This window comes from Flaviaesturariibacter aridisoli (assembly GCF_004343705.1).
Taxonomy (GTDB): Bacteria; Bacteroidota; Bacteroidia; order Chitinophagales; family Chitinophagaceae; genus Flavisolibacter; species Flavisolibacter aridisoli.
In genome coordinates this window covers 1-18,448 of sequence record NZ_SKFH01000016.1, presented here as the reverse complement: position 1 = coordinate 18,448, position 18,448 = coordinate 1, and the positions used below count along the sequence as shown (strand labels likewise).

Below are 18,448 nucleotides of genomic sequence, written 5' to 3'. Positions count from 1 at the left end.
TCAGGAAACCGGGGCGGCGGGAAACGCCTTTACATTGAACAGCAGCAGCCCCAGCAGCGCCAGCAGCCAGAGCGTAACGGCGAGCAGCGCGTTGCGGGTGCTCCAGCGGGCCACGGGGTGGCGGCCCTGCTGCATCGTTTTCCAGCGGTATTCGGCAAGGCCCAGGTAGAGCGCCAGCGGGATGAAGCCGAAGGGCGCCAGCTGGAAAAAGCTGCGCAGCGTGTCGGGGCGCAGCAGCACCGGCGCCAGCAGCCAGCACAGGGCTTTGAGCAGCGCCGTGATGCCCAGCGCCAGGGTGAGGGCCAGCAGGGCCCAGGCGCCGAAGGGATTCCGGAACACACGGTAGGCCAGGGAAAGCAGGAAGGACGCCATGGGGCTTCAAGGTAGCAACGGGACGGGTAGATCGGCATTCCCCTCAAGGCAAGGTTTCTCGCAGAGGGCACCGAGGCTGGTACTTCACCAACAGGACACTTGGACAGGACTTCCGGTTGTGCAGGTCGATTATCATTAGGGGTGCAAGAGGGCTGCAAGCAGCGGAAGGGCGAACATTGGGCAGGCGAGGCCCTGTTCGCAATACGCATTCCTCTTTCGCAAGAGATCCCGTTCGCAGGCGAACGGGATGACGGCCGTCAAGGAAGGGATAATAAAGGGCGAGGGCGGCCGAAGGCCGCCCTCGCCGGGAAAGAATGTTGCCTTTCCTTCGCTGCTTGCAGCCCTCCCGCACCCGGGCCGAAGCAACGCTTCAGATCTGCTGAACGGCCCACGTATCTGTTGGTAGCGCAAACGTCTCCGTGCCCTCTGCGAAAACGCGTTGCGCCCTCTGCGAGAAACCTTGCCCTGTGGGAAATGCATCTTTTTAAGGGAGCAGCCCTCGTGGGAACAGCTTTCTTAATACAAAGCAAACAGCGCGAAATACGCCTTCCGGGGTTGCGATGCGGGATCTACGGCCACGCTGAAAGGCGTGGGCTTGCCGCCGTCCTGCGAAAGCAGTCCGGATACGACGATCAGTCGGTTGCTGCCGGGGCGCTCCATCGGGCGGAAGCCCGTGGGCTGAAAGGTATCGTAGCGGTTGCGCTCGGTTTGCGCGCGCAGGGTAGCCAGCACGGAGTCGAGGGGACGCGTCATGAGCGCCGGGTCGTACGCGAAGTAGTTCGCCAGCCCCTCGTATTGCTTGCGGCGCAGGCGACCCGTGAGTTCCTGCACGAAGGGCATCACCGAGGCGGCCTCGGCCAGCTGGGCGTGGCTGAAGGTCGCTTCTTCCAACGGGCGGCCCGTGGGCTGCACGCCCACCACGATGCTGTCGTAGCGGCCGGCGGCGGCGCCGAGGCCTTCGTAAAAGGCATAGGCAGCGCCCGAGGCCACGTGCTTGTTGGAAGGGAAATAGTTGTTGTCCACGGCCGCGGAGCGCGCCAGTGTCAGCACGAAGTTGCGGGGTGCGCGGCGTGCCGTATCCACCGACCCGCCGAACACCGCCGTCACCGCCTTCATCCCCTCCGCTTCGGGCGCAGGCGTGGGTGCATCGGCGCAGGAAAGGAGCAGGAGCGGGCACAGCAGGGGCAGGAGTCGGAAGCGCATGAAAAGCATTTGGGGCGCAGTTTACAGCTTTTCGGCAAAAGTCAGCGGACCGGCTCGAACCAGTGCAGGCGCTGGCGGCCCGGGTAGCGGTCGTCGGTCGCTTCCTCCACCACGACCCGCTCATAGGGCCGGCCCTGCGCATCGGTCACGGACCGGAAGCGACCGTTGGCCGCCCGCGCATACAGGTGCTGGCGAAAGGTCATCGCGGTGCTGCCCTGCGGGTCGCCGGAAAAGTCTTCGGCTACAAAGGCGAATTCGTTTTGGTACAGGAGCACGAGCGGGTGATCGTCGCCACGGAAGGAGCCGAAGAAGGACAGCGCGCGGGTAGCCACATCGTACAGCAGGAATTCCTTTACCGAGCAGCCCAGTCCCGTGCAGGGTTCGGAGCCGAGCGCCAGCAGCAGCAGTTCCTTTTCCCCGTGGCGGTACAGGCGTGCCCAAAGCCTGTTGTTGGCGAAGTCGACGCTGTCGGGCGACCGGTCGGTGACCCCGTTGAGCGTCACCTTGCCGGCAAGGCGAATCACGCGTCCGTCGATCTTCAGCCAGGTCTCCCTGTCGGTGTCGTGGCATTCCACGCGGTGGCGGCCGATCGTGAACACGCTGTCGGCATGCACCTGGCGGGTTCGCTCCTCCTGCGGGCGCAGGGCCACCCGTTGGGCATAGGCGTTCCAGCGGGCGCTGCTGCTGTCGAAGGCGCGCACTTCGGCGGCCGGCGCGGCTACAGCCGCAGGTTTTGTGCCATCGGGTTTGCGAATGGCGTCGGGCTCCCGTTGGTGGCCACAGGCCAGCAGGAGCAGGAGTACCGGAAGCAGGCGTCTCATCAGAACGTACTCCGCTTTTCGATCTCCGGAACGGCGGCGTCGATGCGGCGGGCGAGCTCGGGAAGCTTGATGGTGGGCACGGCGGGAAACAGGTGGTGCTCGAGGTGGTAGAACATGCTGAAGGTGATCCTGTTCTTCCAGCCGCTGCGCTGCGTGCGTGCGAGCTCCGGTGCGTCGTGGGTGTCGTGGTGCACGGTCCATACGGCGAAGAAGGCCATGAGGAATTCACCAACGATCATCACGATGATATGGTAGATAAGGAAGTGCAGCTGGAAGTAGCACACGAGCCCCGCAAACAGGGCGATGGACGCCAGCTCCAGCAGCAGGTTGCGGCGGTAGCGCGCGTTGCCCAGCTGCAGCGTCACTTTGTGAATGAGAAAGATGTGGACCGGCCCGTAAAGGATGGCGCCCCAGCAGCTCATGCCCGCCGACTTACCCTCGTAGTCTTCCTCGGCGAGACAATACTTGTGGTGCCGCAGGTGGTTGAACTTTACGGCGTGGATGGACACCATCATCAGGATGCTGTTGCTGTAGAGGGTGAACCAGGTAAGAAAGCGGTTCGTGCCGAGGGAGTTGTGGAAGCCGTTGTGTACCTGGCGTAAGGCCGTAAGAAAGAAGAAAGCGGAGAACGGAAGGGCGAGGAGGTAGTAGTGAAAATAAGCGAGGGCCATAGAGGCGAGGAACCAGGGAATGGTGAGGTTGTTCTCGATGAGGAGCTCGCGCAGCGTGAGGCGGCGGAGGTCTTTCCATTCTACCCGGCGCAGGAGTTCGGCGTGGGTCATGAGGGCGGGTTTAGGGTTGGGCGAAAATGCGGGGTGAAGGTACGCCGCCGTGCCGTTTCCCAAAGCGCGGCCGCGCCGCCGGATTTACCGTCTGGAGGGTATTTCGGCGCGTCACCGGCGCCGCTACATTTGACGGCATCACAACCACGCACACATGAAAAAAGCAATTGCAGCCTTTCTGCCGCTCCTCCTCGCCGGCGGCGCCGGCGCGCAGGTGGGCCTCAGCGGCGGACTGAACATCGCAAAGTATTCGTACGTGTCCGACCGCGGGCCCCTGATGTCGTTCAATGCGGGCCTCGTTTACCGCAAGGCCCTGCGCGGCACGATGGTCTGGCAGCCGGCGCTCACCTGGTCGGTCAAGGGCGCCACGGTGTATCCCGCCATTCCCATCGGCAGCACCAACCCCAACGAGAAGTACCTCAACCGCCTCGGCTTCGTGCAGCTGGCCGCGCCGTTTTACGGCGGCTCCTCCCTCGGCGACGGCTTCCGCTTCGACATCGGCGCCGGCCCCTACGTGGGCTACCTGGTGCAGGCGAAGCAAACGCAGAAGCGCTACGACGGCAGCGAGGCCGACGTTTCCTTCCGGGTGGGCGGCAAAGACGCGGCCGACTTCACCCCCTTCGACGCGGGCCTGCAGTTCGGCACCGGATTCGTTATGGGCAGCCGCCTCGGCTTCCACGTGCTGTACGACCTCGGGCTGAAAAACGTCAACGCCAGCAGCAACCAGCCGGCGCTGAAGATGCGCACCTGGAGCCTCAACTTTTCGTATTACTTCCGGGGCGGAAACGGCGGCCGCAAGAGCAGCGGCGGCCGGGCAAGCGGTGGTAAACGCAAAAACTCAGGCAGCGGGAAAGGCCTGGGCGGGTTTTAGGTACATCCGGAATTATTTGTAGACGCGCTCTTCGAGCTCGGCGGCGTACACCGTATTGGCCGCGTGACCGCCCGGCTCGTCCACCCAGTTCATTTCCGAGGGAAAGAACGAAAATCCATTACTGCGCACATAACGGCGCCAGGTGTTGGATTGCGTGCCGCGGAAAAGGGGGATGATGGAAAAGCAGGTATGCGGCGTACCCGGGGGCCAGCCGGTGCTGACGAAAAACGCCTGTCCCGGCGGCAGCTGTACTGCTTCGGCCGTCAGGTCCACGAGGATCTTTAGCCGGTTGCGCCGCACCGAGGCTGCGTCTACCTCGATGAGCTTTACCCAGAGTTCCTCGCCGGGGCCACCCGTGAGGGGGTCTTCGGCATAGAGGTGCACGAGCAGCTTTCCATAGCAGTCGGTCTTGCGCGTAGGCAGCCACAGCCGCAGCAGCCGGTAGGCGCGGGTGCTGTCGGGCAGCTCCATGCGCTCGGCAAACTCCGCTTTTCCCTCATCGTTCCCCACTCCCCAGGGAAAACAGATACCTGCAGGAGAATTCCCGGAAATGGAGCAACTCAATTTGATATCCAGGAAAGGCACGCCGTTTCCGAGGAGCAACGTGCGGACGGGTACGGTCTGCCGCACCCGCACCGTATCGAGCGGCCTGGCCACGGGCTCCAGGTCGATCACGTCGGGGAGCTGCGTCAAGTGCTTTGGCGCATAGCCCACGCTGCTGATCAGGGCGGTATCGCCCCCATTGAGGGTAAGTTCGAAAAACCCTTCCCCGTTCGCCACGGCACCCTGCGGGCGGTTCAGCACTTTGATCGTTGCCCAGGGCACGGGCGCGCCGGTCCTGCGGTCGCGGAGGCGGTGGGTGGCTTGGCCAACGGCCACGGTGGAAAGTTGCAGAAGGGCCAGGAGCGGCAACAGGCGTCTTGCAAACATGCGTTGGAACGATTGGTTTAGAAAAGAACTCGGTCGAGGAACCCCGCTCCGTTAACCGCCAGGGCGGCCGCACCCACGCCGGCGGCGAGGCCCGTAACGAAGCGGAGCCAGTTGCGGCTTTCGCGCCAGCCGCCGGCCTGCGTACCCGCGTCGATCAGCATCGGCAGCAGCAGCGCCGCGGCTGCCAGCGACGGCAGCTGCAGCACTCCAAAAAGGAACAGCGGGAACGCCGCCAGACCAGGGTAAAGCCCCGTGCAGCGGGCACAGACCGGGAAGGGCTTGCCTTTCCAATAAAAGGAGCGGTCGGGGCGATGGTGACAGGATACGAGGGGCATCGGGAACTTTCGTTGGCTAAAGGTACGCCGGGGCAATCAGCGCGCCACGCTTCGGTACGAGCGCCCGGGGCGAAGGTAGCGCACGCCCTTGCGGGTGGCGAAGCGCACGAGGATCTCGCGGTCCTGCCCGTCGTATACCTGGAAGTGCAGGTGCGGAAAGGCCGTGTAGCCCGTATTGCCCGAGCGCCCGATGGGCTGCCCCGCGCGGACGCTGTCGCCCACGGCCACCAGCACGCCGCCTTGCTGCAGGTGCCAGTAGCAGGCTTTACCGCCGTCGGCGTGCCGCACGATGACGAAGTTGCCGTCGGCCAGGTTTTCGGGCTGCAGGCCGCCTTTGTCGGAGTCGGCACGGGCGCTTTCCACCACGCCGCCGCGCGCAGCGCAGACGGTGCTGCCCTTTTTCATTTTGAAATCATACGACAACTCGGCCCGGTGGCACATCTTGCTGTTGGCGCCCTGCACAAAGAGGTAGCGCGCGCCGGCGGCGTAAGGCAGCGTGTACACGAAGCTCGTATCATCGCGCCGGCGGCCGGTCTTGAGGTCGTGGATGGCGCGGTCGGTGAGTTGGGCGGAAGCCGCGGTAGCCCCAACGGCAAGCGAGGTACCAAGAAGTAAGCGGAGGAAGATAGCAGCCGTTTAAGGTTGGAAAAACGTTGTTGCCGGCTTTAGGCGTCTTCGCCGCTAACGGGGTTGCCGGTCAGCGAAGATACCAGTGGCTCCAGGCGAGGAACAGCACCAGCAACGCAAAGAAAGCGTTGGCCGCCAGCCGCGGCGCCCGGCGGGATGCGGGCCGGCCGATGCGCTGCACATCGTAGCTGTCCCAGGCCAGCAGCACAAGGGTAAGGGCAACAGCCGGCACGAAAAGGAGGTCGTTCTGGACCGTCGATACCAGCACCACGCCCACCAGGCGGAGGACGCCCCGCAGCGCCCGGCCTTTTTCAAAAGCCGTGGCCACCACGCCGATGGTGACGGGCTGCAGGCTGTTGAGCCGGTCCAGCAGCTCGGCGCGCTCTTCCACCTGCGCGGGCACCACGATCGTATGCCGCGGCTCACGGCCCCGGATGACCAGGGCGCCGCTTTTATCTTCTTCGATGGACGAGATATCGTACGCATGCAGCGTCAGTGGTTCGGCGCCTTCCGCGTGGCGGGTGAGCTCGCGGTCGGAAACCTCCAGGCGGAAGGAGCGGAAGAAGCGCCGGTAGCGCCCCAGCACCCGCAAGCAGGCGAAGGTGATGATGCCGCCGAACAGCAGCACCGGGAAGGCGAGCCCCCAAAGCCCATCGCGCGGCGGGCGCGCCCAAAGCTGGATGCCGCCCACAACGCCGCCGGCAATAAGTAAAATGGGAAGTACACGGCTGAAAAAGCGCCGGCGCATCTCTTCATAGGCGCCCGCGCGGGTACGGAAGGTCCGGGTCATAATCAAAGATAGCGGGGACTTACGATCGCGCGTTCGTAGATCTACGATACGCCCCTGCGCAGAAACGCCCGATTTTTCAAAAAAGCCTTTTCCAAACTTGCCGCGACATTAGAAGGAGATTAGGTTTGTGTCATCCAATATCCAAATCCAATCTTATGAGAACCGAAACTTCCAACCGCTGGCTGAATGCTGTTTTGTTACTGGCCCTTGTCGTAGCCCTTTACCTGAACTTCTCGTATAGCGACGAAGATCTGCAGGAGTACTACAAGACCCAAACGCTGCAGGCGCCGCCGGCGGATGCAACCGGTTCCCTCTCTGCCCGGTAAGGGTTCATGTTTTTATTCGTTTTTAGGTAAATCAGAACCTCGCTTTGGCGGGGTTTTGATTTTGGCCCTTTTACCATTATTCAGCTCTCGGTCGGAAGAAACAGCAGGATCGCGCGGGAAGGGCAGATCAAATGAGTACATGAGTACATGATTACATGAGGTTGAGGGACTACGCATTTGTGGGCTTGCCGACCGCTGTTTTGATACTGCTGACGAAAATGGAAATGAGCTCATTGTTTTCGATGATATCTGCCGCCAGCTCCTCTTCCGGTATCCATCGGCACACACGGATAATCCTCAGGTTGATAAAAGTCTCCTTCAATTCTTTGAGCGCGACTTTCATCTTATGTACAAAATCGGCACGGCTTTCCGCACCTTGTGCTTCTCCGTACAGCAACGCCGGTGCCGTGCCGCTGCGAACCAACTGGTCGGAAAAGTGTTTTGCCGCTGCCGTTTTGGGCAAGTTTGCAGAGACAATCACCATCCGTGCCGCAAAAGCAATGAGCCGCGTTTCGAGATCTACCACCTTCTGATTCATTGACCTTCTATTTTGTGCGAAAATGAATCGCCTGTTTTGTCCGGCCATGGGCTTTTACCCCCGCATTCCTGTTTTTTTCATCAGCGAAAACCACCTATCCACTCATGTAGTGATTTAATCATGTACTCATGTAATCTGCCATCCTTTTTTCCTTCCCGGCCTCTACCTTCGTACGATGGAATCTCCCGAAAAGAAATTATTCCTCCTCGACGCCATGGCGCTCATTTTCCGGGCGTATTACGCGCTGCTCCGCAACCCGCGCGTGACGTCGAAAGGAAGAAATACCAATGCCCAGTTCGGCTTCACCAATACGCTCATCGATCTGATCAACAACCAGAAGCCCACGCACATGGCCGTGTGCTTCGAAGGCGGCGCGCCCGCCGGCCGCATGGCCGACTTCGCCGATTATAAAGCCAACCGCCAGGAAGCACCCGAAGACATCTCCGCTTCCATCCCCGACATCAAGCGGATGCTGCGGGCCTTTAATATTCCCATCCTCGAAAGCGAAGGCTTCGAAGCCGACGACGTGATCGGCACCCTGTCGAAGCAGGCCGAAAAACTGGGCTACGAAGTGTACATGGTGACGCCCGACAAAGACTACGGCCAGCTCGTGAGCGACAAGGTGAAGATCTACAAGCCCGGCTACCAGGGCGGCGAAGTGGAGATCATGGGCCCCGAAGAGGTGTGCAACAAGTGGTGCATCAAAGACGTGAGCCAGGTGATCGACATGCTCGGTCTCATGGGCGACGCGGTAGACAACATCCCCGGCATCGCCGGCGTGGGCGAGAAGACCGCCTGCAAGCTGCTCACCGAATTCGGCACCCTCGAAAACGTGCTCGAAAACGCAGATAGCATCAAGGGCGCCATCGGTGAAAAGGTGCGCAAAGGCAAGGAGCAGGCCCTCATGAGCAAGCGCCTCGCCACCATCATCACCGACGTGCCCGTGGAATTCCACGAAGAAGACTTCCGCCTCAAGGAATGGAACAAAGACGCCCTCCGCGAGGTATTCCTGGAGCTCGAATTCCGCACCTTCATCAACCGCCTCCTCGGCGACAACCTGCCCGACGCGCCCGCCCGCAAGTCCGCCGGCCAGCAGCCCGGCCTCTTCGACGCTGTGCCCGGCGAAGAACCGTCCAACAACGTGGTAACGCCCGGAAAGAACATCGGCAACACGCCGCACGACTATACGCTGGTGGAAAGTGAAGGCGAATGGACCGAGCTGCTCGCCGCTCTCGACCGCTCGCCCGAGATCTCCTTCGACACCGAAACCACCGGCATCGACGCCAACACCGCCGACCTGGTGGGCATGAGCTTCTCCGTGGAGACCGGCAAAGGCTGGTATGTGCCGCTGCCCGTGAAAAAAGAAGAAGTTGTAGAAATACTGAAGCGCTTCGCGCCCGTGTTTGCGCGGCCCGACAAGCTGTGGGTCGGCCACAACACCAAGTACGACCTGCTGATGCTGAAGTGGTATGGCTTCGAGATCGAAGGCCGCCTCTTCGACACGATGCTGGCCCACTACCTCATAGAGCCCGACGGCAAGCGCAACATGGACTGGCTCGCCGCCAAGTACCTCGGCTACGAACCCATTCACATCGAGGAGCTCATTGGCAAGAAAGGAAAGAACCAGGGCACCATGCGCGACGTGGAGTTGCAGAAGGTGAAGGAATACGCGGTGGAAGATGCCGACATCACGCTGCAGTTCAAGCCCGTGTTTGAGCCGCAGATGACCGCGTCGGACGTGCGCCGCGTGTTCGACGACGTGGAGATGCCGCTGGTGAAGGTGCTGCGCGACATTGAGTTCGAAGGCGTGCGCGTGGACGTGGACTTTCTCCGCGCCTATTCGCGCCAGCTCGAAGAAGAAGCGCGTACCCATGAAGAGCAGGTATACGAGCTCGCCGGCCAGCGCTTCAACCTGGGTTCGCCCAAGCAGCTCGGCGAGGTGCTGTTTGAGCAGATGAAGCTCGACCCCAAAGCGAAGAAGACGAAGACCGGCCAATACGCCACCGGCGAAGACGTGCTGAGCAAACTGGCCAAAGAGCACCCGCTCTGCGACCACATCCTCGCCTACCGCGAATTCACGAAGCTGCGCTCGACTTATGTAGACGCGCTGCCCGAGCTGATCAACCCGCGCACGGGCCGCATCCACACCAACTTCGCGCAGGCCGTGGCCGTCACCGGCCGCCTGTCGAGCAACAACCCCAACCTCCAGAACATTCCCATCCGCACCGAGCGGGGCAAAGAGATCCGCAAGGCCTTCATTCCCCGCGACGAAAACCATATCCTCGTTTCGGCCGACTACTCGCAGATCGAGCTGCGCATCGTGGCCGCCCTCTCCGGCGACCCCGCCATGTGCGACGCTTTCCGCCAGGGTAAGGACGTACACACCGCTACGGCCGCCAAGGTGTATAACGTGGGTGAAGAGGAAGTGACGAAGGTGCAGCGCTCGAAAGCAAAGAGTGTCAACTTCGGCATCATCTACGGGCAAGGCGCCTTTGGCCTTGCCGAGAACCTGCGTATCCCCCGCGCCGAAGCAAAAGAGATCATCGACAACTACCGCCAGGAGTTTGCCGGCATCACCGCGTATATGGATGGCACCATCAACTTCTGCCGCGAGCACGGCTACGTGCAGACGGTGCTGGGCCGCAAGCGCTGGCTCCGCGACATCAACAGCGCCAACTTCACCGTGCGCGCGCTCGCCGAGCGCAACGCCATCAACTCGCCTATTCAGGGCACCGCGGCCGACATGATCAAGCTCGCGATGGTGAACGTGCACAACGCCTTTAAAAAGCACGGCTTCCGGAGCCGCATGATCCTGCAGGTGCACGACGAACTCGTGTTCGACGTCGTCAGGGAAGAGCTCGAGCTCGTGCAGCCGGTGATCCTGGAAGCGATGCAAAGCGCGATGGTGCTGCCGAACGACATCCCCGTGATTGCCGAAGTAGGCAGCGGAACGAACTGGCTGGAAGCACACTAGCCCCCTGTCCCCCGAAGGGGACACTTAGGCCGAAGTTGCTTAATTGATCTGGGCTATTCTTAAAGTTGACAAATGGTTCGCGCAGCGACCCATCTGTATTTTTGGAGTTATTGTAAAATGAACGTGGAAAACAAGGAAGACGCATCAAACCTGAGTGCCCCCTTCGGGGGACAGGGGGCCGTTTATTACTGTTACGATGCTTGGTGTGGTTGGTGCTACGGCTTTTCGCCGGTCATCAAGCGACTGGCCGAAGAGTACAAGGACAAGCTTCGTTTTGAGGTGCTGTCGGGCGGCATGATCCGGCCGGAGACGCCGCAGCATTTCGGGCCCATTGCAAAATACATCCAGACGGCGTATACGCGCGTGGAGGAGCTTACCGGCGTCAGGTTCGGTGAAGACTTCCTGTGGCACGTGTTTCACCCCGACGACACGGATTGGTTTCCCGACTCCACGATGCCGGCCATTGCGCTATGCATCCTGAAGGAAGCCGCGCCGGAGCGGCAGGTGGAGATCGCGTCTGACCTGCAGTATGCGCTCAACTTCGAGGGCCGCGACCTCACCGACCCCGAGGCCTATCGCCACCTGCTGCCGAAGTACGGCATCAGCGAAGACGATTTCTATACCAGGCTTTCTTCCGAAGAATACCGCGACCAGGCGCTGTACGAATTCTCGCTCGTGCAACAGCTGCAGGTAACCGGCTTCCCGGCCGTATTACTACAGGTAGACGACCTCAGGTTTTACCTGCTCGCCAGTGGTTATACACACTACGATGACCTGGAAGCCCGCCTGGAGCGGGCATTGAATAATGTTTAATCAATAATTGCGAATGTTTAATGGGCTTTCCCTTCCTTACCTATTAGTCATTAAATATTAAACATTATTCATTCGGTATCTCTATCTTCCGCCCCCATGAACTTTCTGCTTCGTTTTTTCATACCGGCGGCGCTGGCTTATTTTCTTTTCTGGTACATGCCCGGCAGCCAGCTTCGCGACCCGGCGGGCACGCTGCTGGCGGCCGTTGTGATCGCCCTGCTCGACAGCTTCGTCAAGCCCGGGCAGGTGACGAAGCGCTTCCCCGTCACGGTGTATACGCTGATCCTTGTACTCACCGCTGCCAACGTGCTGCTGATCAGGGTCAGCGACCGCTACATTCCCGGTTTCGACATCATTGGCTGGGCCCGCCCGTTGGCGGTAGGTTTCGCCGTTGCGGCACTTTCCCTGCTCATCGACCGTATTGTGAAGGGGGATTGATACTTTTGGGCCCCAAAATAGCGCTATATGGAGTTTCAACGCCGCGGCCTCGATGCCGGCCAGCTGACCGATATCTATAAGAAGCTGCTCTGGCCGCGCCTCATCGAGGAGAAGATGCTCGTGCTGCTGCGGCAGGGCCGCATTTCGAAGTGGTTCAGCGGCATCGGGCAGGAGGCCATCGCCGTTGGCGCCACCATGGCGCTGCAGCCCGACGAGTGGGTGATGCCCCTGCACCGCAACCTCGGTGTGTTCACCACCCGCAATATGCCGCTGAGCCGCCTCTTCAAGCAATGGCAGGGCGCACAGGACGGCTATTCGCTCGGCCGCGAGCGCTCCTTTCACTTCGGCACCCGCGAGCACCATATCTGCGGCATGATCTCCCACCTTGGCCCCCAGCTCGCCATCGCCGACGGCGTGGCCCTGGCGCACAAGCTTCGGAAGGAACAAAAAGTGTCACTCGCCTTTACCGGCGACGGCGGCACCTCCGAAGGCGACTTTCACGAGGCCCTCAACACCGCCGCCGTGTGGGACCTGCCGGTCATTTTCATTATCGAAAACAACGGCTACGGCCTTTCTACTCCCGTGCGCGAGCAGTACCGCTGCGCCCAGCTTTCCGACCGCGCCAAAGGCTACGGTATGGAAAGCGTGGTGATCGACGGCAATAACATTCTTACGGTCTACGACACCATCAAGGGGGTGCGCGACTATTGCCTCCGCGAGCAGAAGCCCTTCCTCGTAGAGTGCATGACCTTCCGCATGCGGGGCCACGAAGAAGCCTCGGGAACGAAATACGTACCCAAGGAGCTCTTCGACGAATGGGCGGAGAAAGACCCCATCACCAACTACGAACGCTGGCTGCACGAAGAAGGTATTCTCGATTACAGCAGCATTGAAGAAATACGGAACGAATACAAGCTGAAGATCGAAAGCGAGCTGAAGATCGGCTTCGACTCGGCACCGATCGTGGTGGATACGAAAAAGGAAGTGAACGACGTGTATGCGCCCCACCCGGCCCATTCCCTGGCCCCATCGCGGGGGGAAGGGGGACGCGAGCTTCGGTTTATTGATGCTTTGAAGGAAGGCCTCCACCAATCCATGGAGCGCCACAGCAACCTCGTGCTGATGGGACAGGACATCGCCGAATACGGCGGCGCCTTCAAGATCACCGAGGGGTTTGTGGAAACGTTCGGCAAGGAGCGCGTGCGCAACACGCCGCTCTGCGAAAGCGCCATCGTAGGTGCGGCCCTCGGCCTTTCGCTCGAAGGGTTCAAGGCGATGATGGAAATGCAGTTTGCCGACTTCGCCACCGTAGGCTTCAACCAGATCGTGAACAACCTCGCCAAGATCCACTACCGCTGGGGCCAGAATGCCGACGTAGTGATCCGCATGCCTACCGGCGGCGGCGTGGGCGCCGGCCCGTTCCACAGCCAGAGCAACGAAGCCTGGTTTGTAAAAACACCGGGGCTGAAAGTCGTTTATCCTTCCTCGCCCGAAGACGCCAAAGGCCTGCTCATCGCGGCCTTCAACGACCCCAACCCCGTGATCTACTTTGAGCACAAGGGCCTTTACCGCAGTGTGAGCGGCGCCGTGCCCGAGGGCTATTACGAAACGCCCATCGGGAAAGCCCGCACCGTACGCACCGGCGACGACATCAGCATCATCACCTACGGCGCCGGCGTGCACTGGGCCGAAGACTACGCCGCCGCGCACCCCGAGTACGCCATCGAGATACTCGACCTGCGCACGCTGCTTCCGCTCGACTACGACGCCATCCGCGCGGCGGTGCGCAAAACCGGTAAGGTGCTGCTGCTGCACGAAGACACGCTCATTGGGGGCATCGGCGGCGAGCTCGCGGCCTGGATCGCGGAAAACTGCTTCGAATGGCTCGACGGCCCCGTGCTGCGCTGCGCTTCGCTGGATACGCCGGTGCCCTTCAATATGGAACTGGAAAAGAATTTTATGGCGAAGTCGAGACTGGGGGAATACGTAGAGCGCCTGCTGGCGTATTGAGGGAAGATTACATGGGGAAGGAAATGGGCCTTCCCCTCTTACCTCATGTACTCATGTAATCATTTGCGCTGCCTTCTTTATTCTTTTCCTTTCTCTCCCACAAACCAATGATCCCTATCGCGGAAGAGGACGTTGAACGTGGTGAGCGACCCGTAGATGCGGGTGATGTATTGCTGCAGGTTCACCTTGTCTTCGTCGGTGAGCACCTTGTGCGCGTTGATCTGCTGCTCGAGCACGCGCAGGCGGTCGCGGAGCATCACGATCTTGTGAAAGAAGTCTTCGATGGGCACTTCCTTGGCCTTGAGTGATTTGTCGGCGGGCTGCAGCAGCAGCATTCCCTTTTGCCAGCGGTCGCCAAGCGGAGCGGGCTCGGTGATGCCGCCCCAGAGGCGCAGGATCTTCACGAGGGAACGCTCCACGTCGCTGTGCGTTTCGATCTCCGGCGATACGTTGTCGGGAATGATCTCTTCGAGGGCGCTGTCGTTCTTGTCGATCTCCTTGGTGCCGTGGTAGATGAACGTGATGAGGTAGCTGGCGAAGCGCACGCCGGTAACGACGCCGGGCCCGAACTGCGTATGCTGCAGGCGCGTGCCGATGCCGAGGGTAAGTTGGTCTGGTTCCATGAAGGCAATTTAGAGAAATGTCTGATGTCGGATCTCGGATGTTTGATTTGTTTTTCAATGTCGTCCGCAAAGCAAAAAAGGATCGCGTAGCAATCCTTTTCATATGAGACATCAGGCATCCGACATCAGCGCTTCTTAAGGAACAGCGGTTTGGCTACGCGCAGCACGATCGGGATGCACATCGGGATCCAGAAAGCCGTGCGCGGGGCATTGGCATACACGATAGCCATCAGCACAAACATCAGCGGCGGCGTGAGGGCACGGAAGATAAAGTACCGGCCTTCGGTAGCGTCGATGCCTTCGGCCAGGCCGCGCTTGGGGTTTTTGACGTACAGCCAGATGGCGAGGTTCATGCCGCCCAGCAGGATGATATTGGCGCAGTAAACGATCACCGGCGTGCTGACGCCACTGAGTACATATTCGCTGTAGAAGCCCGAGCTGAAAGGCATCAGCACCACGCCGAGCAGGAAATACAGGTTCATCCAGAGCAGGCGCCGGTCGTAGTTGACCACGAAGCTGAAGATCCGGTGGTGCACGGTCCAATACACGCCGATGATGATGAAGGAAACAAGGAAGCCGATGAATTCGGGGATCATCTCCCCTAACTGGTGCCGCAGCTGCGCGTCGGTGACGGCGTGCCGGTCAAACTTCGGCACCTTCAGCTCGATGGCCAGCAGGGTGATGGCGATGGCAAAAACCGCGTCGCTGAACAGGATCATGCGCTCCAGCTGGAATTCCTTTTTCAGCTCGTGTTGCAGATGGTCACTCATGGGAGAAAGATAATCAATCAGGTAACCGGTTAATCGATTGACCGGTTAATTAATTACCCGGTTAACCGGTCACTCATTGCTGCTCCGGTGGCGCGGGTGTTTTTCCCATCCAGGCATCGTAACAGAGTTTGATATAGGTCTGGAAGTCGTAGTCGGAGGCGCCGCGGGTGAATTCCACCGAGGGGCGGAAGCGCTCCTGGAAGGCGTCGAGGTCGGGGCCGGTGAGGCCGGTGAGGCGGCGGATGAGGGGCTTGCTGAAGCGGTTGTCGATATATTTCTGCTCCTCTTCGGCCAGCAGGCGGGCCTGGAAGCGGGCGGAGCTTTTGTTTTTGCGGAACTGGAAAAGGCGGATGAGCTCGTTGACGTCGATGCCCGCGCCCCCGGCGCCCACGGAGGTCATGGTGCCCAGGTTGGGCCGCTGGAAGTCGAAGGCCCGCGCATATTCCTGGCGGTTGCGCGCCGAGTCGATGCGGTAGTTGCGGCCATACACCACCACTTCTTTCAGCACCTTGTAGCGGCTGCCCGTGGCCGGCACGCGCAGGGCGATGTCGAACTGGCTGAGATCGGGGATCGTTTTGACGGCATACTTCAGCGTGGGCTTGCCGAGGAAGGTAAACCACACCGAATCTTTGTCCGACACCGGCAGGCTGTACGCGCCTTCGGCACCCGTGACCACGCTGTTGCCGGCGGTGCTGGATACGATGACGGCGGAAAGCGCATAATTGCGGGAAGAATCGTAGACCGTGCCCTTCAGCGTATACTGGGCCGAGGCGCCCAGGGCGCCCAAAAGGGTAAAAGAAAACAGGAGCAGTAGCCGGAGGTTCACGATGAGGGCAAGTTAGTCCGGGAAACGTGAACGGAATGTTATTCGTAAGTGCAGCAGGTTAAGGAGGCGAAGGGCAATAAGGGTCGGAACCGCGAAGAAAAAAAGGAAAGAAGTTATTCCGCTAAGTTTTTGTTTCAATAAACATGTCCCGCTTGCGGGACATTTTCGTAGCCCTTCGCGTAACAGCTTATTCTCTTCTTCGCGGTTCAAAACGCTTCTGCTCTTCTACGAAACTTTCTCTCAACGCCGCCCGGCAGGCGTCGCTGGCGCCAGCCCCCTAAACCTCCTAAACCTCCTAAACCCCTCTAAACCCTAAACCCCCTAAACCTATCTTTGCCCCATGTCAATGACCACCCTACGTGCGGCGATCGATGCAGGCGCCGCTGCCATCCGCAGCTTTTCCGACCGTGCCTTTGAAGTGAGCAACAAGGAGGGGATCAACAACCTCGTGACCGAGGTGGACCATGCCTCGGAGAAGGCGATTATGGATGTCATCCGCGCCGCCCACCCCGACCACGCCATCCTCAGCGAAGAGTCGGGCGCCAACGAGCAATCGTCGCCCTGGAAGTGGATCATCGACCCCATCGACGGTACTGTCAACTTCGCCCACCACATTCCCATCTGCGCCATTTCCATTGGCCTCGAGCACGAAGGCAAAATGGTGCTCGGCGGGGTGTACAACCCGTTCATGGACGAATTGTACCTAGCCGAGCGCGGCAAGGGCGCCACCCTCAACGGCAAGCCGATCCACGTTTCTAAAAAAGACAAGGTGATCAACGCCTGCATGGTCACCGGCTTTCCTTACACCTACCTCGACGAGCCCAACGGGCCGCTGCAGGTGTTCGAGCGCTTTATCCGCCGCGGCATCCCCGTGCGCCGCCTCGGCTCGGCCGCCATCGACCTGTGCTGGGTAGCCGCCGGCCGCTTCGACGGCTTCTACGAGCACAAGCTCCAGGCCTGGGACAGCGCCGCCGGATGGATCATCGTGGAAGAAGCCGGCGGCCGCGTTACCCGCCTCAACGGCGATCCCTTCGATTGCTACCAGCCCGGCATCGTGGCCACCAACAGCGTCATCCACGACGAGCTGCTGGAGTGGGTCAAAGGAAACGCACCGGAATAAATTAACCGGTTACCCGGTTATTGGTGTATTCCGCGCGCTTCAACCGCAATAAGCTTTCCAGCTCGTGCAGGTTGTACGGAAGCGCGTTGGACGACAGCGCCAGCGGGGAGCCATAGCGCTTGTAGTTTTGGCGGGCGCCCTGCTTCCCCAAAAAACTCGTTTGCCGCGCCAGGTATTGTTCGGGGTTATGTACGCTGATGATCAGGAACTGCTGGTTCATCACCCGCACCGTGGAATAGCCCGCGATGTCGGTCCAGGGCACGAAGCCGTTGGGAAAGGCGCTGCTGTTGTCTTCGATGCCGTTGCGGTCGATGATAAAGGCCGGCCGCTTGTCGGACAGCTTCCGCGCGAAGAAGAAACCGCTCCACCCGAAAAAGAGGATCGACAGGCCCCCGGCGACGGAGCGGGCTGCCGGGTCGTTGAAAATGGAGCGGTCGCTTTCGGGGCGGGACAGCAGCAGCCAGGCGCCCGCGGCCACAAAGGCCAACGATAGCAGCAACAGTTTTACAAGCTTTCCTTTGCTGTGCGGAATTTCGATGCGTTCGGTAGGGTTCATAGCGTTGGGAATGTGTGGAAAACGGAAGATCAGGATTTTTTCTTACGCGGCGGCTTCAGGTACTTCCGGAACACCGTCGTGTAGCGGTCGCCGAAGGTCACCTTCGTGATGTTTTCGAAGGGGATGATGCTCCATTGCCCCGCGAGCTGTCCATCCGGATCGTAGGTCTGCACCCCCACGCTGTGGAGGCTCACCAGCTCCACAGGCCCGATAAAAAAACCGGGCTCTTCTTCTTCCTCGCATTCAACGATGACGTGCAGATCGCGGCGCTTCAGTGCGCGGAAAAGGTCGGGCCAGCTGTCGGGCGGGAGCGGCGGCTCGATGCCGAAGGTTCCTTCCAGCACCCCTTCTGCGCGCAGGATCTTGTGCAGCGTTTTTTCGTAGGGACCGCAGCGGATGCCCTCCAGGTCGCGGCGCCGCAGGACCGAATAGCCGTTGAGGAGAAACTCATCTTCCCGTTGCAGCAGCAGCAGGTCGGTGGAGAAGACGAGCAGGTACCCGCTTACATACAGGTCGGGCTCGTCGAAACTGCGGAACAGCGTCACGAGCTCCTTTTTCTGCACATACCCTGTCAACTCCGCGTCGGTTACGATAAGCATATGAGGAAGTTACGCTAACGCCCGCCCTGAAACAATGGCACAGCCACGGGCCGGCGCAGCCGGCTTTTGTGTAAAAGGAAGCGCCCGCACGCGTGCGGACGGCGCCTCTTGTAAAAGATCTGCT

Annotated in this window: 21 protein-coding genes; 7 read left to right on the top strand and 14 right to left on the bottom strand. The window is 60.5% G+C overall.

Going from position 1 to position 18,448, the window contains the following annotated elements:
• The 4 genes from E0486_RS10915 to E0486_RS10900 all read right to left on the bottom strand — a co-directional run bounded on the left by E0486_RS10915 (position 1) and on the right by E0486_RS10900 (position 3,178).
• Positions 1-372, bottom strand: coding sequence for a hypothetical protein (locus E0486_RS10915; RefSeq protein WP_131852213.1), 372 nt, complete (start codon positions 370-372; stop codon positions 1-3).
• Between the two features lie 516 nt (positions 373-888).
• A complete protein-coding gene (locus tag E0486_RS10910; RefSeq protein WP_131852212.1) occupies positions 889-1,575 on the bottom strand; it encodes a hypothetical protein in 687 nt (228 codons plus the stop codon).
• A gap of 41 nt (positions 1,576-1,616) precedes the next feature.
• Entirely contained in the window at positions 1,617-2,396 is a 780-nt protein-coding gene (locus tag E0486_RS10905) for a hypothetical protein (protein ID WP_131852211.1), read from the bottom strand.
• On the bottom strand, positions 2,396-3,178 hold the full coding sequence (locus tag E0486_RS10900) for a fatty acid desaturase (RefSeq protein ID WP_131852210.1): 783 nt from the start codon (positions 3,176-3,178) through the stop codon (positions 2,396-2,398). The genes E0486_RS10905 and E0486_RS10900 overlap by 1 nt, the downstream gene beginning before the upstream one ends.
• A gap of 154 nt (positions 3,179-3,332) precedes the next feature.
• Between E0486_RS10900 and E0486_RS10895 the strand changes: the two genes are divergently transcribed.
• Complete coding sequence (locus E0486_RS10895) at positions 3,333-4,049, top strand: outer membrane beta-barrel protein (protein WP_131852209.1); 717 nt, start codon at positions 3,333-3,335, stop codon at positions 4,047-4,049.
• Between the two features lie 12 nt (positions 4,050-4,061).
• On the opposite strand, the gene E0486_RS10890 is transcribed toward E0486_RS10895, so the two are convergent.
• From E0486_RS10890 to E0486_RS10875, 4 genes are all read right to left on the bottom strand, one after another.
• Positions 4,062-4,979, bottom strand: coding sequence for a peptidase associated/transthyretin-like domain-containing protein (locus E0486_RS10890; protein WP_131852208.1), 918 nt, complete (start codon positions 4,977-4,979; stop codon positions 4,062-4,064).
• A 17-nt stretch (positions 4,980-4,996) separates the two neighbouring features.
• Complete coding sequence (locus E0486_RS10885) at positions 4,997-5,314, bottom strand: DUF2085 domain-containing protein (protein ID WP_131852207.1); 318 nt, start codon at positions 5,312-5,314, stop codon at positions 4,997-4,999.
• Positions 5,315-5,350: 36 nt separating this feature from the next.
• Positions 5,351-5,818 (bottom strand): M23 family metallopeptidase, encoded by a 468-nt coding sequence (locus E0486_RS19330; RefSeq protein WP_131852206.1) that lies wholly within the window; start codon positions 5,816-5,818, stop codon positions 5,351-5,353.
• A gap of 193 nt (positions 5,819-6,011) precedes the next feature.
• Positions 6,012-6,731 carry a hypothetical protein gene (locus E0486_RS10875; protein ID WP_131852205.1) on the bottom strand — a complete coding sequence of 240 codons (720 nt, stop codon included), beginning with the start codon at positions 6,729-6,731 and terminating at the stop codon, positions 6,012-6,014.
• Between the two features lie 155 nt (positions 6,732-6,886).
• On the opposite strand from E0486_RS10875, the gene E0486_RS18880 reads away from it, so the two are divergent.
• Positions 6,887-7,057, top strand: a complete 171-nt coding sequence (locus E0486_RS18880; protein WP_165917289.1) for a hypothetical protein — start codon at positions 6,887-6,889, stop codon at positions 7,055-7,057.
• A 169-nt stretch (positions 7,058-7,226) separates the two neighbouring features.
• On the opposite strand, the gene E0486_RS10870 is transcribed toward E0486_RS18880, so the two are convergent.
• A complete protein-coding gene (locus tag E0486_RS10870) occupies positions 7,227-7,595 on the bottom strand; it encodes a four helix bundle protein (RefSeq protein WP_131852204.1) in 369 nt (122 codons plus the stop codon).
• Positions 7,596-7,770: 175 nt separating this feature from the next.
• On the opposite strand from E0486_RS10870, the gene polA reads away from it, so the two are divergent.
• The 4 genes from polA to E0486_RS10850 all read left to right on the top strand — a co-directional run bounded on the left by polA (position 7,771) and on the right by E0486_RS10850 (position 13,830).
• A complete protein-coding gene (polA, locus tag E0486_RS10865; protein ID WP_131852203.1) occupies positions 7,771-10,569 on the top strand; it encodes a DNA polymerase I in 2,799 nt (932 codons plus the stop codon).
• 123 nt (positions 10,570-10,692) lie between these two features.
• Positions 10,693-11,382: a DsbA family protein gene (locus E0486_RS10860; protein ID WP_243697425.1), complete on the top strand. Its 690-nt coding sequence runs from the start codon at positions 10,693-10,695 to the stop codon at positions 11,380-11,382.
• 96 nt (positions 11,383-11,478) lie between these two features.
• Positions 11,479-11,820 carry a phage holin family protein gene (locus E0486_RS10855; RefSeq protein ID WP_131852201.1) on the top strand — a complete coding sequence of 114 codons (342 nt, stop codon included), beginning with the start codon at positions 11,479-11,481 and terminating at the stop codon, positions 11,818-11,820.
• Between the two features lie 27 nt (positions 11,821-11,847).
• A complete protein-coding gene (locus E0486_RS10850; protein WP_131852200.1) occupies positions 11,848-13,830 on the top strand; it encodes an alpha-ketoacid dehydrogenase subunit alpha/beta in 1,983 nt (660 codons plus the stop codon).
• Between the two features lie 77 nt (positions 13,831-13,907).
• Here the strand turns inward: E0486_RS10850 and E0486_RS10845 are convergent, their stop codons facing one another.
• The 3 genes from E0486_RS10845 to E0486_RS10835 form a co-directional block, all read right to left on the bottom strand.
• Positions 13,908-14,453, bottom strand: coding sequence for a hypothetical protein (locus tag E0486_RS10845; RefSeq protein WP_131852199.1), 546 nt, complete (start codon positions 14,451-14,453; stop codon positions 13,908-13,910).
• 125 nt (positions 14,454-14,578) lie between these two features.
• A complete protein-coding gene (locus tag E0486_RS10840; protein ID WP_131852198.1) occupies positions 14,579-15,223 on the bottom strand; it encodes a TMEM175 family protein in 645 nt (214 codons plus the stop codon).
• 73 nt (positions 15,224-15,296) lie between these two features.
• Positions 15,297-16,049 (bottom strand): hypothetical protein, encoded by a 753-nt coding sequence (locus tag E0486_RS10835; protein ID WP_131852197.1) that lies wholly within the window; start codon positions 16,047-16,049, stop codon positions 15,297-15,299.
• A 346-nt stretch (positions 16,050-16,395) separates the two neighbouring features.
• Between E0486_RS10835 and E0486_RS10830 the strand changes: the two genes are divergently transcribed.
• Positions 16,396-17,169 (top strand): inositol monophosphatase family protein, encoded by a 774-nt coding sequence (locus E0486_RS10830; protein ID WP_243697424.1) that lies wholly within the window; start codon positions 16,396-16,398, stop codon positions 17,167-17,169.
• Between the two features lies 1 nt (position 17,170).
• On the opposite strand, the gene E0486_RS10825 is transcribed toward E0486_RS10830, so the two are convergent.
• Complete coding sequence (locus E0486_RS10825; protein ID WP_131852195.1) at positions 17,171-17,725, bottom strand: STM3941 family protein; 555 nt, start codon at positions 17,723-17,725, stop codon at positions 17,171-17,173.
• A 29-nt stretch (positions 17,726-17,754) separates the two neighbouring features.
• Positions 17,755-18,324, bottom strand: a complete 570-nt coding sequence (locus E0486_RS10820) for a hypothetical protein (RefSeq protein ID WP_131852194.1) — start codon at positions 18,322-18,324, stop codon at positions 17,755-17,757.
• Positions 18,325-18,448 lie beyond the last annotated feature (124 nt).

Coding starts and splice junctions, on each gene's coding strand:
- E0486_RS10915 (WP_131852213.1), bottom strand. CDS start 372: ATGGCGTCCTTCCTGCTTTCCCTGGCCTACCGTGTGTTCCGGAATCCC.
- E0486_RS10910 (WP_131852212.1), bottom strand. CDS start 1,575: ATGCGCTTCCGACTCCTGCCCCTGCTGTGCCCGCTCCTGCTCCTTTCC.
- E0486_RS10905 (WP_131852211.1), bottom strand. CDS start 2,396: ATGAGACGCCTGCTTCCGGTACTCCTGCTCCTGCTGGCCTGTGGCCAC.
- E0486_RS10900 (WP_131852210.1), bottom strand. CDS start 3,178: ATGACCCACGCCGAACTCCTGCGCCGGGTAGAATGGAAAGACCTCCGC.
- E0486_RS10895 (WP_131852209.1), top strand. CDS start 3,333: ATGAAAAAAGCAATTGCAGCCTTTCTGCCGCTCCTCCTCGCCGGCGGC.
- E0486_RS10890 (WP_131852208.1), bottom strand. CDS start 4,979: ATGTTTGCAAGACGCCTGTTGCCGCTCCTGGCCCTTCTGCAACTTTCC.
- E0486_RS10885 (WP_131852207.1), bottom strand. CDS start 5,314: ATGCCCCTCGTATCCTGTCACCATCGCCCCGACCGCTCCTTTTATTGG.
- E0486_RS10875 (WP_131852205.1), bottom strand. CDS start 6,731: ATGACCCGGACCTTCCGTACCCGCGCGGGCGCCTATGAAGAGATGCGC.
- E0486_RS18880 (WP_165917289.1), top strand. CDS start 6,887: ATGAGAACCGAAACTTCCAACCGCTGGCTGAATGCTGTTTTGTTACTG.
- E0486_RS10870 (WP_131852204.1), bottom strand. CDS start 7,595: ATGAATCAGAAGGTGGTAGATCTCGAAACGCGGCTCATTGCTTTTGCG.
- polA (WP_131852203.1), top strand. CDS start 7,771: ATGGAATCTCCCGAAAAGAAATTATTCCTCCTCGACGCCATGGCGCTC.
- E0486_RS10855 (WP_131852201.1), top strand. CDS start 11,479: ATGAACTTTCTGCTTCGTTTTTTCATACCGGCGGCGCTGGCTTATTTT.
- E0486_RS10850 (WP_131852200.1), top strand. CDS start 11,848: ATGGAGTTTCAACGCCGCGGCCTCGATGCCGGCCAGCTGACCGATATC.
- E0486_RS10845 (WP_131852199.1), bottom strand. CDS start 14,453: ATGGAACCAGACCAACTTACCCTCGGCATCGGCACGCGCCTGCAGCAT.
- E0486_RS10840 (WP_131852198.1), bottom strand. CDS start 15,223: ATGAGTGACCATCTGCAACACGAGCTGAAAAAGGAATTCCAGCTGGAG.
- E0486_RS10830 (WP_243697424.1), top strand. CDS start 16,396: ATGACCACCCTACGTGCGGCGATCGATGCAGGCGCCGCTGCCATCCGC.
- E0486_RS10825 (WP_131852195.1), bottom strand. CDS start 17,725: ATGAACCCTACCGAACGCATCGAAATTCCGCACAGCAAAGGAAAGCTT.
- E0486_RS10820 (WP_131852194.1), bottom strand. CDS start 18,324: ATGCTTATCGTAACCGACGCGGAGTTGACAGGGTATGTGCAGAAAAAG.